Origin of the sequence: Chromobacterium violaceum ATCC 12472 (genome assembly GCF_000007705.1) — a bacterium.
GTDB classification, from domain to species: Bacteria; Pseudomonadota; Gammaproteobacteria; order Burkholderiales; family Chromobacteriaceae; genus Chromobacterium; species Chromobacterium violaceum.
In genome coordinates, this window is the sequence record NC_005085.1 from 3,505,304 (window position 1) to 3,519,677 (window position 14,374).

The following is a 14,374-nucleotide window of genomic DNA, read 5'->3' on the forward strand; positions in this document are numbered from 1 at the left end:
CCGCGGCTTCACGCGTCTCCGTCAGCGCGGCGCTGGCCAGCCGACATGCCGTCGAAACAGACCTCAAGCATATGCCTGACGATGTCTTCATCCGGGTATTTCCCATACACCCGCAAATACTCCACCGCCGGATCGCAGGTCCGGGAATAGTAGCTGTACAGGATCACGTCGGTCGGCATATCCGCCCGCAACTCCCCCTGCCGCTTGGCCTGCTCGACGATGCCCTGCAGCGTTTTGTGCAGCTTGATCGCCCGGCTGACGTAGCGCAGGCTGCGCGTCAGCATGGCGCGCACCTGCGGACTGGCCGAAGGCAGGAAAGGCAGCCCGCCCTCGAGGCGCACCCGCAGCGCCCAGGCCAAGAGATCGCGCAGGCGGGCGAGCGGGCTCAGCTCCGGCGCCTGCCGCGCCAGAAAATCCTGGGCATCGTCCAGCAAGCGGATCATCACCTCGGTCGCCAGCTCATCCTTGGATTTGAAATGCTTGTACAGGCTGGGCTTGGAAATCCCCGCTTCGCCGGCCACATCGTCCATGGTCATCAGGTCGAAACCCTTGCTCGCCAGCATCCGCGTCGTGGCGTCCAGCACGGCTTGCTCGCGCAGCTTGAAGGCCTGGTCCTTGAAGCTGAGCCTGCCTAATATACCCATCGGTAACACCTTTTACTGATCAGTAGCATTTTTTTCAAATCGGTTTTATCCTGAATATAAAGCAGCGCCGGCGCACTGCCAAGCCGGTGGATTTCCGACCTCGCGACAGGACGACATGGTGAACGCCTCATCGCCACAACGCATCGCTGTGATAGGCAGCGGCATCGCCGGCCTTGCCACGGCCCACTTTCTCTCCCGGCGCCACGCGGTGACGCTGTTCGAAGCCGCCGACTATCTGGGCGGCCATACCCACACCGTCGATGTCACGGTCGACGGCCGCGACTTCGCCGTCGATACCGGCTTCCTGGTCTTCAACGATCGCACCTATCCCAATCTGATCGCCCTGTTCCAGGAGCTGGGCATCCCCAGCCATCCCAGCGACATGTCGTTCAGCGTCTCCCTGGGCCAGGGCCGGCTGGAATGGGCGGGACGCAATCTGGACAGCGTGTTCGTCCAGCGCGGCAATCTGCTGTCGCCCGGCTTCTGGGGCATGCTGTCCGACATCCTGCGCTTCAACCGCGAGGCGGAGCGCAATCTGCGCCGCGCGATCGAGGCCCCGCAAAGCCTGGGGCACCTGCTGGACGCGGACGGATACGGCGCGCGCTTTCGCCGCCACTATCTGCTGCCGATGGCGGCGGCGATCTGGTCCAGCCCCTGCCGCGACATCCTGTCCTTTCCGGCCGAGACTTTCCTGCGCTTCTGCCTGAACCATGGCCTGCTGCAGCTGCGCGACCGGCCGCAGTGGCGCACCGTGCCGGGCGGCGCCCGGCAATATGTCGATAAAATCGCCGCCGGCCTGGCCGATGTCCGGCTGTCGACCCCGGTGCTGCGCGCCAGCCGCGTCGACGGCCGCCTGCGCCTGCTCACCGCCAGCAGCGAGGAAACCTTCGACGCGGCCGTGTTCGCGACCCATGCGCCGCAAACCCTGGGCATGCTGGCCGACGCGGGCGAGCTGGAACGCAGGATATTGTCCGCGGTCCGCTACCAGGCAAACGAAGCCGTTTTGCACACCGACGCCGCGCTCTTGCCCCGGCGCCAAGCCGCCTGGTCGGCCTGGAACTTCCTGGCGGACGAGCCGGACGACAGCCGGGCGGTGGGCGTCAGCTATCTGCTCAACCAGCTGCAGCCGCTGCCTGTCGCCACGCCGGTGGTCGTGACTTTGAATCCGCCGCGTCCGCCCGATCCCGCCAAGGTGCTGGGCCGCTTCCGCTACCAACATCCTTTGCTCGACGCCGCCGCCATCGCCGCGCAAAAGGCCTTGCCCAGCATCCAGGGCCGCCACGGCTGCTGGTTCGCCGGCGCCTGGACCGGCTACGGCTTCCACGAGGACGGGCTGAAGTCCGCGCTGCGGGTGGCGCAGGCGTTTGGCCTGGCTCCGGCCTGGGCGAGGGTGGAAAGATGAACGGCGCCTATCTGCTGACCGGACAGGTGATGCACCACCGCCTGCGCCCGGCCGCCAACCGTTTTGTCTACCCAGTGTTCTGCCTGCGCCTGAAGCTGTCGGCGCTGGAGGAGGCGAACGGCTTCTGGCTCGGCGTCGACCGCTGGCGGCCGCTGGCGCTGCGCACGCGCGACTATGGCCCGCGCGACGGCTCGCCGCTGCTGCCGTGGGCCCGCGCGCGGCTGGCGGAAGCCGGGCTGCCGGCCGACGGCGAAATCTGGCTGCAAACCTTTCCGCGCGTGTTCGGCTATGCCTTCAACCCGGTCAGCTTCTGGTATTGCCACGATGCGGCCGGCCGCTTGATCGCGGTGCTGGCCGAGGTGAACAACACCTTCGGCGAGCATCACGGCTATCTGCTCAGTCCGTCCCAGGGCGGCGAGATCAGCGCCTCCAGCCAGCTCGCCTGCCGCAAGCTGCTGCACGTTTCGCCGTTTTGCCGCGTGGAAGGCCATTACCGTTTCCGCTTCGCCGAACAGCCGGGCCGCGCGCTGGTGCGCATCGACTATCACGACGCCGCGGGCGCCTTGCTGCACACCTCGATAGCCGGCCGCCTGCGCGCCTTGACAGCGCCGGCGGCGGCGGCCGCCTTGTTGCGCCAGCCCTTGCTGACCCTGGGCGTCATCGCCCGCATCCACTGGCAGGCGTTGAAGCTGTGGCTGAAACGCGTGCCCATCTTCCGCAAACCCCATCCCCCCGCCGCCGCGCTCAGCCGCGGCCAGGAGTTGAAGCCATGAGCGCGAGCCAACCCATCGCCTTGTCCCGTCCCGATATTCCCGCCGCCGGGCGGGCGCTGCAGGCCCTGTTGTCGAAACTGCGCCACGGCAGCCTCAAACTCATCACCCCGGATGGCGAGACCCTGTGGTTCGGCGCTCTCCATGCGGAAACCGACGCCGAGCTGCAGCTGCGCGACTGGCGCGCCTGCGGCCGCATCCTGGCCGGCGGCGATATCGGCTTTGCCGAGGCCTATCGCGACGGCTGGCTGGACAGCCCCGACCTGACGGCGCTGCTGCGGCTGGCGCTGCGCAACGAGGACGCCTTGCAGCTGGGCAGGCTAGGCCGCTGGGCCGCGCGCTGCTGGCACAAGCTGCGCCACCTGGCGCGCGCCAACAGCCGCCGCGGCAGCCGGCGCAACATCCACGCCCATTACGATATCGGCAACGATTTTTACCGGCTGTGGCTGGACCCGAGCTGGACCTATTCCAGCGCCTGGTTCGCTGGCGACTACAGCCTGCCCCTAGCCGACGCGCAAGCGCGCAAGTACCAGCGCATCTGCGAGCAACTGCGGCTGCGCCCCGGCATGCGGGTGCTGGAAATCGGCTGCGGCTGGGGCGGCTTCGCCGAGCATGCCGCCCGCCTCGGCGTGGCGGTGCATGGCATCACCATCTCGGACGCGCAGCTGGACTTCGCCCGCCGCCGCCTGGCCAACGAACCGCTGGTCAGGCTGGAGCACCGCGATTACCGCGACCTCTCCGGCCAATACGACGCCATCGTGTCGATCGAGATGTTCGAGGCAGTGGGCGAACGCTACTGGCGCGGCTATTTCGATACCCTGCGCCGCTGCCTGAAGCCGGGCGGCCAGGCGCTGGCGCAGAGCATCACCATAGAGGAGTCCCGCTTCGACGCGTACCGCGCCGGCGCCGACTTCATCCAGACCTTCATCTTTCCCGGCGGCATGCTGCCCAGCCGCGAGCGCTTCCAGAGCGCGGCGCAGCAAAGCGGCCTGGCATGCGGCACGCGGCTGGACTTCGGCGCCGACTACGCGGAAACGCTGCGCCGCTGGCGCCAGGCCTTCGAGGCCAACCTCGCCGCCATCCGCGGCCAGGGCTTCGACGAGGCCTTCATCCGGCTGTGGCGGCTGTACCTGTGCTACTGCGAAGCCGGTTTCGACGAAGGCCGCATCGGCGTTTCGCAATTTCTGCTGGAAAGGAATGCGTGATGCCGCGCGCCGCCTTCGCCTCCTTGCTGGCCTTGCTGACGGGTTGTGCCGGACCCTCGGTGGCCGATTACGCCGCCAATCGCCCGCTGCTGGACCCTGGCCGTTTTTTCCTCGGCAAGACCGAGGCCTGGGGCATGTTCCAGGACCGGCAAGGCCGCGTGGCCAAGCGCTTCACCGTGGACATGGACGGCGAACGCCAGGGCGAGGAGCTGGTGCTGACCGAGCGCTTCCATTACAGCGACGGCAGCCGCCAGCAGCGCGTATGGCGGCTCAAGCCCACCGGCGACGGCCGCTGGCGCGGCCTGGCCGACGATGTGGTCGGCGAGGCCGTCGGCGAGACGGCCGGCAACGCGCTGCGCTGGCGCTACACGCTGAAGCTGCCGGTGGACGGCAAACAGTACCTGGTGCAGTTCGACGACTGGATGTTCCTGCAGGACGAGCGCAGCCTGCTCAACCGGACGACGATGAGCAAGTTCGGCTTCCGCCTGGGCGAAGTCACGCTGTTCTTCCGCAAGCCGGAGGCCAAGCCATGACGCTGCGCCTCAATCCCGCCATAGCGGACTGGCGCGCGCGCCGGGTGTGGGTGATAGGCGCGTCCAGCGGCATCGGCGCGGCCTTGGCCGACGAACTGCTGCAGGCCGGCGCCGAAGTCATCCTGTCGGCGCGCCGCGCCGAGCCGATGCGCATGCTGGCGGCGGGCTGCCCGGGCGCGCGGGTGGAAACGCTGGACGTGACCGATCCCGCCGCCTGGCAGGCCGCCTGGTCGCATCTGGAGGCCGCCGGCGCGCTGCCCGATTTCGTGGTGTTCTGCGCGGCCGATTACCGGCCGCAAACCTGCCTGGACCTGTACGCAGAGGAAACCCGCCGCCTGCTCGACACCAATCTGCTGGGCGTCTACCACGGGCTGGAAGTGGTGTTGCCGACGCTGGCGCGGCAAGGCCGCGGCGGCGTGGCGCTGGTCGCCAGCGTGGCCGGTTACGCCGGCCTGCCCGGCGCCGTGGTCTACGGCCCCGGTAAGGCGGCGCTGATCAATCTGGCGGAAATCCTCTACACCGAGCTCAGGCCGCGCGGGGTGGCGGTTTACCTGATCAATCCCGGCTTCGTCGCCACGCCGCTCACCGCCAAGAACCACTTCACCATGCCGGCGCTGCTGACGCCGCGCCAGGCTGCGCGGCACATCATGCGCGGGCTAGAGCGCGGCGCGTTCGAAATCCACTTCCCGCTGCGCTTCACCGTATGGCTCAAACTGTTGCGGCTGCTGCCCTACCGGCTGCGGCTGCCCTTGCTCGCGAGGTTGGCACGACCATGAAACGCATTCCTACCCAAACCGAATGGCAGGCCCTGCTCGACTGGTACCAGACGCTGACGCCGGACACGCTGCCGGACATCGGCCGCTATTACGCCGAAGAGGCCCGCTTCAAGGACCCGTTCAACGACGCGCGCGGCGTGGCCAGGATCCAGGCGGTGTTCCGCCACATGTTCCAGACGCTGGAGCATCCGCGCTTCACCGTCATCCATGCGCTGCGCGACGGCGACCAGGCCTTTATCACCTGGGATTTCCACTTCCTGTATGCCGGCCGCCAAATGAGCATCCACGGCGGCAGCCATCTGCAGTTCGACGCCGACGGCAAGATCACGCTGCACCGCGACTACTGGGATGCGGCGGAAGAACTGTTCGAGAAAATTCCGTTGTTCGGCCTGCCCGTGGCCTGGCTGCGCAAGAAACTGAGGGTTGTCTGATGTCGGCTGCGGCATTCAAGGGCAACAAGGCGGCGTTGCCGTCCAAGCCCTGCGCCGGCTGCGGCCGAACCATGAGCTGGCGCAAAAAATGGCGCGCCAGCTGGGACGCTGTCCAGTATTGCTCCGAGCGCTGCCGCCGCCGGAAAGGCAAAGCCGCATGACCACCTTGCGGCTGATCCTGGGCGACCAGCTCAATCCCCGCCACAGCTGGTTCGCCGAGCCCGACGCCAACGTGGTGCATGTGATGATGGAAATCCGCCAGGAAACCGATTACGTGCGCCACCACGCGCAGAAAATCCTGGCCATCTTCGCCGCGATGCGCGACTTCGCCGCCCAGTTGAAAGCGCAAGGCCACCGCGTGCGCTACGTGGCCATAGACGACGCCAGCAACCGCCAGTCGCTGATCGGCAATCTGGACGCGCTGATCGCCCATTACCGCGCGGCGGCGGTGGAGTACCAGGCCCCGGACGAGTGGCGGCTGGACCGCCAGCTCGCGGAATGGGCGGCCGGCCTGCCCATACCCTGCCGCATGGCGGACAGCGAGCACTTCTACACCGCGCGCGGCGAGGCGGCGGCGTTCTTCGGCGCGCGGCGGCAATGGCGGCAGGAGACCCTATACCGTCACCTGCGGCGCCAGCACGGCATTTTGATGGACGACAACGGCGAGCCCGCCGGCGGGCGCTGGAATTTCGACGCCGACAACCGCCAGCGCTGGCCCGGCCACCCGCCCGAACCAAACGATGCGCGTCCCGAGCATGACCACAGCCGGCTGTGGCAAACCATTGTCGACGCCGGGGTGGACAGCTTCGGCCAGCCGCAGGCGGACGCCCTGCGCTGGCCGCTCAACCGCGCCGAGGCGCTGGCGCAGCTGCGCGCCTTCGTCGAACACGCGCTGCCGCATTTCGGCGCCTACCAGGACGCGATGAGCCCGCGCGCGCGGCGGCTGTTCCATTCGCTGCTGTCCTTCGCCCTCAATGTGAAAATGCTGAATCCGCGCGAGGCGGTGGACGCCGCCGTCGCCGCCTGGCGCCGGGGGGACGCGCCGCTGGCCGCGGTGGAAGGCTTCGCGCGGCAGCTGCTGGGCTGGCGCGAGTACGTGCGCGGCGTGTACTGGGCCAAGATGCCCGGCTACCGCGACAGCAACGCGCTGGATCACCGGCTGCCGCTGCCGCGCTGGTTTTGGGACGGCGACACCGGCATGCGCTGCCTCGCCCACGCCATCGGCCAATCGCTCGAAGACGCCTACGCCCACCACATCCAGCGGCTGATGGTGATAGGCAATTTCGGCCTGATCGCCGGCCTGTCGCCGCAGGCGCTGCACGAATGGTATCTGGGCGTCTACATCGACGCCTTCGAATGGGTGGAGCTGCCCAACACGCTGGGCATGAGCCAGTTCGCCGACGGCGGGCTGCTGGGCAGCAAGCCTTACGCCGGCAGCGCCGCCTATATCGGCCGCATGGGCGATTACTGCGCCGGCTGCCGCTATCGGCCCAAGCAGCGCGTCGGCGCCGACGCCTGCCCGTTCAATGCCTTGTACTGGGATTTTTTCCAGCGCCACCGCGCGCGGCTGGCCGCCAATCCGCGGCTGGCGCTGGTCTACCGCCAGCTGGACAAGCTGCCGGAAGCCGAACGCGCCGCCATCTCCGCGCGCGCCGCCGCGCTGCAAGCCGATCTAGACGCACTGTGAGGTCAAGCATGCTGAGAAAACCGCTCGCGCTGTTCGCCATCGCCCTGCTGCCGCTCACCGGCTGCTCCACCGCGCCGCCGTCCGGCATCGACCCGGTGCGGGGGTTCCAGCTGGAACGCTACCAAGGCCGCTGGTATGAAATCGCCCGCCTGGATCACCGCTTCGAACGCGGCCTGCAGGCGGTGAGCGCCGACTACAGCCGCAACGCCGACGGCAGCATCCGCGTGGTCAACCGCGGCTACGACGCCGCCGCCGCCAGTTGGCGCCAAGCCGTCGGCAAGGCCTGGTTCAACGGCCCTGCCGATGTCGCCTCGCTGAAAGTGTCGTTCTTCGGCCCGTTCTACGGCGGCTACCATGTGGCGGCGCTGGACCCCGGCTACCGCTGGGCGGTGGTGGTGGGGCCGGACAAGGACTATCTGTGGCTGCTGTCGCGCGACAAGCAGCCCGCGCCCGCCGCCAAGCCGGCGTTGCTGGCGGTAACCGCCAGGCTGGGCGTGCCGGCCGACAAGCTGATCTGGGTGAGGCAGGACCGTGGCGACAACTAGGCGGCTGAATCCGGAAAAATTGCTGCTGAGCAAATGGACCGCCGCCGCGCCGCGCAACCGGGAGAAGCACTTCCTGGTGGTGGCGCTGGGCCGGCCGGCGCCGGACGCGCCGGTGGAGACGGTGACGCTGGAGGCGGTGCATAGCCGGCGTCGGCAAACCATGGCGTGGCAGGCGCTGCGGGATACGGACCAATGGCTGCAAGGTTGGCAATGAAAACCTGGCCATCGCCGCACAGCATGGGCTTGCCTCGCGCCGGCAATGTTTTTATCGTTTAAACATGTCTTCGCATCCATTGTCATGGAGTGTCGCCATGGAGTTGTTCGATACCTTGTCCGCCCAGATCCGCCATATGCGCCTGCCGCTGTTCGCGGTCAGCCTCAGCGCGGTCCCCTTTCCCGATACGCCGCTGCTGTTGATGCTGCATTGGCATGGCTTCCGCCAATCGCCCCCTGACCGCGCGCGGACGGACACCAGTATGCTGCGGCAAGTGCCGGCGTCGGCCTTGCAGCTGACGCGCAGGTGGGAGGCGCTGTCGCGGGTGGAGGAAGAGATTCTGGACGCGGCCTGGCAGCTGGGCGCGTGGAGCTTGCTGCGCGACGAGCGGCGCGGCTGCAATACCATGGGCGCCGCCGCCGGCGAGGAACTGGCCTGCCGCCAGGCTTTCGGGGATTTGCCGCCTATCGACGGCCAGGAAAGCATCGTGGCCGAGGCGCCCGACGCACCGGAGATGATGCGGCTGGCGGCCCGCCGCGGTTATGTTTCCTGGCAGTTCCGGCCTGTGCATGGCGGATTGTGGCGCGATCTGGCCGAAGACGACACCCTGGGCGAGGCCGGGCTGCGCCAGCCCCCCTGCCCGCTCGCGCCGCGCGCCTGCCGCGGCGGCAAGGCGGCCCGGACCGAATACCGTTTCGGCCGTGTCGAACGCATCATTCTTTAGCCGGATTTTTTCTGCAAAAAACCTCTTGAAAAGCTTTTGGCCCGCCCTTACTTCGTCATTCGTCAGCCGCCCTGGCTGAATTTGACCGGCAAGCGCGGGCCTGTTCGCGCCTGCGGCAGGCCGGTCTCACATACCGTTTCCAATGATCTGAATCGCACAGGAGATTGATATGCAAATCCGTCCTCTGCACGACCGGATTATCGTCAAGCGGGTCGAAAAGGTCCGCCAGACTGCTTCCGGCATCGTCATTCCCGATAGCGCCGCGGAAAAACCGGAACAAGGTGAAGTTCTCGCCGTTGGTCCCGGCAAGCGCCTGCCGGACGGCACCTTGCTGCCGATGCAGGTGCAGGTGGGCGATCTGGTGCTGTTCGGCAAATACGGCGGCCAGACCGTGAAGCTAAACGACCAGGAATACCTGGTGCTGCGCGAAGAGGATGTCTTCGGAGTCGTTGAAGACGCATCCCAATCCGGCCGCAAGGCTGCCTGATTTCTCACCATCATCACAGGAGTTAAACCATGGCTGCGAAAGAAGTCCGCTTCCACGACAACGCCCGTGAGCGCATCGTCAACGGCGTCAATGTGCTGGCCGATGCCGTGAAAGTCACCCTGGGCCCGAAAGGCCGCAACGTGCTGCTGGCGCGCAGCTTCGGCGCGCCGCACATCACCAAGGACGGCGTGTCTGTCGCCAAGGAGATCGAACTGAAGGATCCGTTCGAGAACATGGGCGCGCAGATGGTGAAGGAAGTGGCGTCCAAGACCGCCGACGTGGCGGGCGACGGCACCACCACCGCCACCGTGCTGGCCCAGGCCATCGTGCAGGAAGGCATGAAATACGTGGCCTCCGGCATGAACCCGATGGACCTGAAGCGCGGCATCGACAAGGCCGTCCATGCCGTAATCAAAGAACTGCAAACCCTGTCCAAACCGGTGACCAACAGCAAGGAAACCGCCCAGGTGGCCGCGCTGTCCGCCAATTCCGACGAAGCCATCGGCAAGATCATCGCCGACGCGATGGACAAGGTGGGCAAGGAAGGCGTGATCACCGTCGAGGACGGCAAGTCGCTGGACAACGAGCTGGCCGTGGTTGAGGGCATGCAGTTCGACCGCGGCTACCTGTCGCCGTATTTCATCACCGATCCGGAAAAGCAGACCGCCGTGCTGGAAGACCCGCTGGTGCTGCTCTACGACAAGAAGATCAGCAATATCCGCGACCTCTTGCCGGTGCTGGAGCAAGTGGCCAAGGCCGGCAAGCCGCTGCTGATCGTCGCCGAGGACGTGGAGGGCGAAGCGCTGGCCACCCTGGTGGTGAACAGCATGCGCGGCATCCTGAAGGTGGCCGCCGTCAAGGCTCCGGGCTTCGGCGACCGCCGCAAAGCCATGCTGGAAGACATCGCCATCCTCACCGGCGGCACCGTCATCGCCGAGGAAACCGGCCTCACGCTGGAAAAAGCCGGCCTGGCCGAGCTGGGCAGCGCCAAGCGCGTGGAAATCGGCAAGGAAAACACCACCATCATCGACGGCGCCGGCGACAAGGCCAAGATCGACGCGCGCGTGCAAGCCATCCGCGCCCAGATCGACGCGGCGACCAGCGACTATGACCGCGAGAAGCTGCAGGAGCGCGTGGCCAAGCTGTCCGGCGGCGTGGCGGTGATCCGCATCGGCGCGGCCACCGAAGTGGAAATGAAAGAGAAGAAAGACCGCGTGGACGACGCGCTGCACGCCACCCGCGCCGCGGTGGAAGAAGGCATCGTCGCCGGCGGCGGCGTGGCCCTGCTGCGCGCCCGCGCCCACATCAAGGAGCTGAAGGGCGACAACCCCGACCAGGACGCCGGCATCCAGATCGTGCTGCGCGCGCTGGAAGCGCCGCTGCGCGCCATCGCCGCCAATGCCGGCGACGAGCCGTCGGTGATCGTCAACAAGGTGCTGGAGGGCAAGGGCAACCACGGCTACAACGCCGCCAGCGGCCAGTTCGGCGACCTGGTGGAAATGGGCGTGATCGACCCGACCAAGGTGACGCGCACCGCGCTGCAAAACGCGGCCTCCATCGCCAGCCTGATCCTGACTACCGACGCCACCGTGGCCGAAGCGGGGCAGGACAGCAAGGCCAAAGCCCCGGCGGAGCTGGATTACTGATCCGCCGATCTGGTCCCCTTTCCTCATTGGCCCGCGCTCAGGCGCGGGCTTTTTTTCGTGGCGGAAACCTCAGCTCCATGGCGGCACGAGCCATTCAGACTCTCGCCTTGACGGACCCGATCCCTCTCAACAATGCTGAAAAGAACTAGCCGCCTTGCCGGGCAAGGCAAACCTTTTCACAGACCCTGCCACTCCATACATGCGCGCCCTCGTCCTCCGCAGCCTAGGCGGCTGCCTGCTGCTGGCCTGCGCCGCGGCGCTTGCCGCACCGCCGCTCAAGAACTGGTTCGACGATCCGTTCATCCAGGTGCGCGGCCGCATCGCCGCCTGCCCGGCGCCGTTGGGACCGTTCGCCACCGAGGCGGAAATGAAACAGCAAGCGCATTCCCGCATCGAGCGCGGCACCAGCTGCTGGCTGGCCAAACAATGCGCGAAGCCCAACGCCTACATGTACGACGCGGATATCGCCGCCGATCTGCGGCGCCGATTCGCCAAGAGCCGTCGCTTCGCCAACGCCAGTCTGTGGCTGACCGTGCAACGCCGCTTCGTTTACGTGGAAGGCTGCGTCCGCAGCCGGAATGCCGCCTCTGGCATCGAAGCCTTCATCAAGCAGACGCCGGACGTGCAGCTGGTGATCGCCAACATCATCGTCGGCGCCGGCAAACCGAACTATGCCGTCATGCCCGAACGATAACGGCGAGGGGGGAAGCTTCGCTCTGCGGGTGACCGCGCGGCACCCATGGTCTGGTTATTCCGGCGCTGAGCGGGACAGGCTGCCGTTGACGCGCCCAGCCTAAAAAGGGCTTCCTTATTTGTCGCCGCCAATGCCCATGACCGCCATCACTCTGGCGGCATTGTCGGCGCAGTCCATGTCCCCGGGCTTGGATTCGATCAGCTGGATCAGGGACTGGATGTGCGATTTGTTCTGCGCCAGCCGCGCCTGCAGCGACTCGATATCCGCCACCTTGCGCCTGAGCGTGGCCAACAACTCGTCGTGCCGCCAGGATGAAACGCCCGCCGGCAGAATCTGCCTGATCTCGTCCAGCGAGAAGCCGGACTGCTGCGCGTCGCGGATGATGGCCAGCGCCGCAGCCGTCTCCGGAGGATAGTCCCGATAACCGTTCGCCTGGCCGCTGGCCGACTGCAACAAGCCTTTGGACTCATCGAAGCGGATGGCCGAGGCCGCCATGCCGCTCCGTTTGGCCAGTTCTCCGATTTTCATATCGCTCCTGCTTCGGCCCTTGCCTGAATCTCGTCGGATCACACGGCCGGCCTACCGGGCTTGCGCATTGCGCAGCGCCGCCAGCAAAGCCTGGGCCAGCGCCTTGCTGGAGCGTGGATTCTGGCCGGTGATCAGGCGGCCGTCCGTCAGCGCGAAGCTGCCGAAGGGGAGGAGCGACTTCTCATAGCGCGCGCCCCTGGCCTCCATCTCGCTCTGCAACTGGTAGGGCACCTGGTCCTTCACCCCGGACAGCGACTCTTCGAGATTGGAGAAGCCGGTCACGCGGCGGCCTTCCAGCAGCGGCTTGCCATCCTCCGCCTGCAGATCGAGCAGGCCCGCCAAGCCATGACACACCGCCGAGACGATGCCGCCGCTGCGGTAAATGCTTTCGGCGACGCGCTTCAGATCGGCGTTGCCGCGGAAGTCCCATATCGTGCCATGGCCGCCGGTGTAGAAGATGGCGCGGTAAACCGTCGGGTCCAGGTCGGCCACCGCCTGGGTCGATTGCAGCCGCGCCATGAAGGACGGGTCGTTCAGGCGGGCCTTGGCGGCGGCATCGGCATGCGGCCAACCCAGGCTGCGCGGGTCGAGCGGAATGGCGCCGCCGTTCGGGCTGGCGAAATCGATGGCATAGCCGGCAGCCTCCAGCACATCGTAAACGTGCGTCAGCTCGGCGAGCCACAATCCAGTGCGCTCGGCTCGGCTCGGATAGCGGTCATGATTGGTCATGACCATCAGGATCTTGCCCGCGCCGGCGGATGATTGCGAAGCCGAAAACGCGGGGTCTGCTGCGGCGGTTTGCATGATTGGCATGGACATGGCTACCAGAGAGGGTTCTTGAAAATGGGCATGGTGCGGCACCTTCTGGATCATAGTACATCGCGCCATTTCCCCTGTCGGCTCAATTCCAAAGGCATGAAAGCGGGCGACAGACTCCATGCTAAGCTTAAAGCCAGCTTGAATGTCAACCAGCGCTCTCCCGCCCGCCCTCATGCCCCCGGCCCAGCGCCTCACGCGCGCAAGCATATGATCTAGAAAACAGTTTTCCCGCGGCCAGGAAAAATTCTGCGCCGACAGGCTTGACCTTAAAGTTGGCTTTAATCCTATCGTGCACTCATCGCTCCCCTGGAGACAACGATGAATCCCTTCGCTTCCCTCACCCTGCCCAATGGCAGCCTGCTGCCGAACCGCCTAGCCAAAGCCGCCATGGAGGAAAACTTGGCCGACCGCGACCACGCGCCGTCCGAAGAACTGATCCGCCTGTACCGCGCCTGGGCAGAAGGCGGCGCGGGGCTGATCATCACCGGCAACGTCATGGTGGACCGGCGCGCGATGACCGGCCCAGGCGGCGTGGTGCTGGAGTCGGCGCGATTCGGCGAGCGTTTTGAGCAGTGGGCCGCCGCCGCCCACGGCTACCGATCAGCCAGTTTCTGTCCCCCATCACCAACCAGCGCACCGACCGCTGGGGCGGCAACCTGGAAAACCGCGCCCGCCTGTTGCTGGACATCGTCCGCGAAGTGCGCCAGGCCGTAGGCGCCGGCTTCTCCGTGTCGGTGAAAATCAACTCGGCCGATTTCCAGCGCGGCGGCTTCAGCGCCGACGACGCCAAACAGGTGGTGGCCATGCTGAACCCGCTGGGCCTGGACCTGATCGAGCTGTCCGGCGGCAGCTACGAAGCGCTGGCCATGCACGGCCAGACCCGCGACGGCCGCGCCCCGGCTGCGCGCCATACCTTGGAAAAACACGATGCTAGCCTCGGTCGGCTATATGGCGATGGTGAAATACCAGCTGCGCCGCCTCAGCCAAGGCAAGCACCCCTGGCCCGATGTCGCCCCGGCCCTGGCGCTGCTGCGGCAGCAGTGGGACGCCAAGATGCGGACTGTACGCAACCGCCGCTGGATCAAAGCGCACGCCGTATCCGCATCGCGCTAGCGCCAAATCAGCCAGGCTGAACGCTTGCGACGTTCGCCCGGCTATTCCCTAAACGCCGCGCCCGCTCCACAATCGACAGATCTAGCAACCCGGCGCGCCGCGCCAGGCGCGGCCATGCACGGCGGCCCGCCGGCGGCCTTGCCCAAGAATGACGGA

At 66.8% G+C, this 14,374-nt stretch carries 19 protein-coding genes; 16 read left to right on the top strand and 3 right to left on the bottom strand.

Annotated features, from left to right (window positions below; all coding sequences use genetic code 11):
* Positions 1 to 8: 8 nt before the first annotated feature.
* A complete protein-coding gene (locus CV_RS15885) occupies positions 9 to 644 on the bottom strand; it encodes a TetR/AcrR family transcriptional regulator (protein WP_011136770.1) in 636 nt (211 codons plus the stop codon).
* Between the two features lie 115 nt (positions 645 to 759).
* Here CV_RS15885 and CV_RS15890 point away from each other — a divergent pair, with 115 nt between their 5' ends.
* The 14 genes from CV_RS15890 (at position 760) to CV_RS15950 (ending at position 11,758) form a co-directional block, all read left to right on the top strand.
* Positions 760 to 2,046, top strand: coding sequence for an NAD(P)/FAD-dependent oxidoreductase (locus CV_RS15890; RefSeq protein WP_043596502.1), 1,287 nt, complete (start codon positions 760 to 762; stop codon positions 2,044 to 2,046).
* Positions 2,043 to 2,819: a DUF1365 domain-containing protein gene (locus CV_RS15895; protein WP_011136772.1), complete on the top strand. Its 777-nt coding sequence runs from the start codon at positions 2,043 to 2,045 to the stop codon at positions 2,817 to 2,819. The genes CV_RS15890 and CV_RS15895 overlap by 4 nt, the downstream gene beginning before the upstream one ends.
* A complete protein-coding gene (locus CV_RS15900; RefSeq protein WP_043596505.1) occupies positions 2,816 to 4,021 on the top strand; it encodes an SAM-dependent methyltransferase in 1,206 nt (401 codons plus the stop codon). The genes CV_RS15895 and CV_RS15900 overlap by 4 nt, the downstream gene beginning before the upstream one ends.
* Positions 4,021 to 4,554, top strand: coding sequence for a DUF3833 domain-containing protein (locus tag CV_RS15905; protein ID WP_043596506.1), 534 nt, complete (start codon positions 4,021 to 4,023; stop codon positions 4,552 to 4,554). The genes CV_RS15900 and CV_RS15905 overlap by 1 nt, the downstream gene beginning before the upstream one ends.
* The gene (locus CV_RS15910) at positions 4,551 to 5,330 is read left to right on the top strand and encodes an SDR family NAD(P)-dependent oxidoreductase (RefSeq protein ID WP_043596508.1); all 780 of its coding nucleotides are present in this window, start codon (positions 4,551 to 4,553) and stop codon (positions 5,328 to 5,330) included. Before CV_RS15905 ends, CV_RS15910 begins: the two co-directional genes overlap by 4 nt.
* The gene (locus tag CV_RS15915) at positions 5,327 to 5,761 is read left to right on the top strand and encodes a nuclear transport factor 2 family protein (RefSeq protein ID WP_011136775.1); all 435 of its coding nucleotides are present in this window, start codon (positions 5,327 to 5,329) and stop codon (positions 5,759 to 5,761) included. The genes CV_RS15910 and CV_RS15915 overlap by 4 nt, the downstream gene beginning before the upstream one ends.
* 71 nt (positions 5,762 to 5,832) lie before the next feature.
* Entirely contained in the window at positions 5,833 to 5,922 is a 90-nt protein-coding gene (locus CV_RS24295) for a DUF2256 domain-containing protein (RefSeq protein WP_230623759.1), read from the top strand.
* Positions 5,919 to 7,448 (top strand): cryptochrome/photolyase family protein, encoded by a 1,530-nt coding sequence (locus CV_RS15920; RefSeq protein WP_218567035.1) that lies wholly within the window; start codon positions 5,919 to 5,921, stop codon positions 7,446 to 7,448. The genes CV_RS24295 and CV_RS15920 overlap by 4 nt, the downstream gene beginning before the upstream one ends.
* A gap of 8 nt (positions 7,449 to 7,456) precedes the next feature.
* Complete coding sequence (locus tag CV_RS15925; protein WP_011136777.1) at positions 7,457 to 7,993, top strand: lipocalin family protein; 537 nt, start codon at positions 7,457 to 7,459, stop codon at positions 7,991 to 7,993.
* The gene (locus CV_RS15930) at positions 7,980 to 8,207 is read left to right on the top strand and encodes a TIGR02450 family Trp-rich protein (RefSeq protein WP_043596513.1); all 228 of its coding nucleotides are present in this window, start codon (positions 7,980 to 7,982) and stop codon (positions 8,205 to 8,207) included. The genes CV_RS15925 and CV_RS15930 overlap by 14 nt, the downstream gene beginning before the upstream one ends.
* Before the next feature lie 97 nt (positions 8,208 to 8,304).
* Positions 8,305 to 8,931: a hypothetical protein gene (locus CV_RS15935; protein ID WP_011136778.1), complete on the top strand. Its 627-nt coding sequence runs from the start codon at positions 8,305 to 8,307 to the stop codon at positions 8,929 to 8,931.
* A 169-nt stretch (positions 8,932 to 9,100) separates the two neighbouring features.
* On the top strand, positions 9,101 to 9,418 hold the full coding sequence (groES, locus tag CV_RS15940; RefSeq protein ID WP_011136779.1) for a co-chaperone GroES: 318 nt from the start codon (positions 9,101 to 9,103) through the stop codon (positions 9,416 to 9,418).
* Positions 9,419 to 9,447: 29 nt separating this feature from the next.
* Positions 9,448 to 11,064 (top strand): chaperonin GroEL, encoded by a 1,617-nt coding sequence (groL, locus tag CV_RS15945; RefSeq protein WP_011136780.1) that lies wholly within the window; start codon positions 9,448 to 9,450, stop codon positions 11,062 to 11,064.
* A gap of 199 nt (positions 11,065 to 11,263) precedes the next feature.
* Positions 11,264 to 11,758, top strand: a complete 495-nt coding sequence (locus CV_RS15950; protein ID WP_052278860.1) for a BON domain-containing protein — start codon at positions 11,264 to 11,266, stop codon at positions 11,756 to 11,758.
* A 114-nt stretch (positions 11,759 to 11,872) separates the two neighbouring features.
* On the opposite strand, the gene CV_RS15955 is transcribed toward CV_RS15950, so the two are convergent.
* Together CV_RS15955 and CV_RS15960 are read right to left on the bottom strand one after the other, a co-directional pair.
* Positions 11,873 to 12,286: a MerR family transcriptional regulator gene (locus CV_RS15955; protein WP_011136782.1), complete on the bottom strand. Its 414-nt coding sequence runs from the start codon at positions 12,284 to 12,286 to the stop codon at positions 11,873 to 11,875.
* A 51-nt stretch (positions 12,287 to 12,337) separates the two neighbouring features.
* Positions 12,338 to 13,015: a type 1 glutamine amidotransferase domain-containing protein gene (locus CV_RS15960; RefSeq protein WP_218567036.1), complete on the bottom strand. Its 678-nt coding sequence runs from the start codon at positions 13,013 to 13,015 to the stop codon at positions 12,338 to 12,340.
* Positions 13,016 to 13,423: 408 nt separating this feature from the next.
* Here CV_RS15960 and CV_RS24140 point away from each other — a divergent pair, with 408 nt between their 5' ends.
* Complete coding sequence (locus CV_RS24140) at positions 13,424 to 13,819, top strand: hypothetical protein (protein WP_011136784.1); 396 nt, start codon at positions 13,424 to 13,426, stop codon at positions 13,817 to 13,819.
* The gene (locus tag CV_RS24145; protein ID WP_256595702.1) at positions 13,762 to 14,238 is read left to right on the top strand and encodes a hypothetical protein; all 477 of its coding nucleotides are present in this window, start codon (positions 13,762 to 13,764) and stop codon (positions 14,236 to 14,238) included. The genes CV_RS24140 and CV_RS24145 overlap by 58 nt, the downstream gene beginning before the upstream one ends.
* The last annotated feature ends 136 nt before the right edge of the window (positions 14,239 to 14,374 follow it).

Coding starts and splice junctions, on each gene's coding strand:
- CV_RS15885 (WP_011136770.1), bottom strand. CDS start 644: ATGGGTATATTAGGCAGGCTCAGCTTCAAGGACCAGGCCTTCAAGCTG.
- CV_RS15890 (WP_043596502.1), top strand. CDS start 760: ATGGTGAACGCCTCATCGCCACAACGCATCGCTGTGATAGGCAGCGGC.
- CV_RS15895 (WP_011136772.1), top strand. CDS start 2,043: ATGAACGGCGCCTATCTGCTGACCGGACAGGTGATGCACCACCGCCTG.
- CV_RS15900 (WP_043596505.1), top strand. CDS start 2,816: ATGAGCGCGAGCCAACCCATCGCCTTGTCCCGTCCCGATATTCCCGCC.
- CV_RS15905 (WP_043596506.1), top strand. CDS start 4,021: ATGCCGCGCGCCGCCTTCGCCTCCTTGCTGGCCTTGCTGACGGGTTGT.
- CV_RS15910 (WP_043596508.1), top strand. CDS start 4,551: ATGACGCTGCGCCTCAATCCCGCCATAGCGGACTGGCGCGCGCGCCGG.
- CV_RS15915 (WP_011136775.1), top strand. CDS start 5,327: ATGAAACGCATTCCTACCCAAACCGAATGGCAGGCCCTGCTCGACTGG.
- CV_RS24295 (WP_230623759.1), top strand. CDS start 5,833: ATGAGCTGGCGCAAAAAATGGCGCGCCAGCTGGGACGCTGTCCAGTAT.
- CV_RS15920 (WP_218567035.1), top strand. CDS start 5,919: ATGACCACCTTGCGGCTGATCCTGGGCGACCAGCTCAATCCCCGCCAC.
- CV_RS15925 (WP_011136777.1), top strand. CDS start 7,457: ATGCTGAGAAAACCGCTCGCGCTGTTCGCCATCGCCCTGCTGCCGCTC.
- CV_RS15935 (WP_011136778.1), top strand. CDS start 8,305: ATGGAGTTGTTCGATACCTTGTCCGCCCAGATCCGCCATATGCGCCTG.
- groES (WP_011136779.1), top strand. CDS start 9,101: ATGCAAATCCGTCCTCTGCACGACCGGATTATCGTCAAGCGGGTCGAA.
- groL (WP_011136780.1), top strand. CDS start 9,448: ATGGCTGCGAAAGAAGTCCGCTTCCACGACAACGCCCGTGAGCGCATC.
- CV_RS15950 (WP_052278860.1), top strand. CDS start 11,264: ATGCGCGCCCTCGTCCTCCGCAGCCTAGGCGGCTGCCTGCTGCTGGCC.
- CV_RS15955 (WP_011136782.1), bottom strand. CDS start 12,286: ATGAAAATCGGAGAACTGGCCAAACGGAGCGGCATGGCGGCCTCGGCC.
- CV_RS15960 (WP_218567036.1), bottom strand. CDS start 13,015: ATGACCAATCATGACCGCTATCCGAGCCGAGCCGAGCGCACTGGATTG.
- CV_RS24140 (WP_011136784.1), top strand. CDS start 13,424: ATGAATCCCTTCGCTTCCCTCACCCTGCCCAATGGCAGCCTGCTGCCG.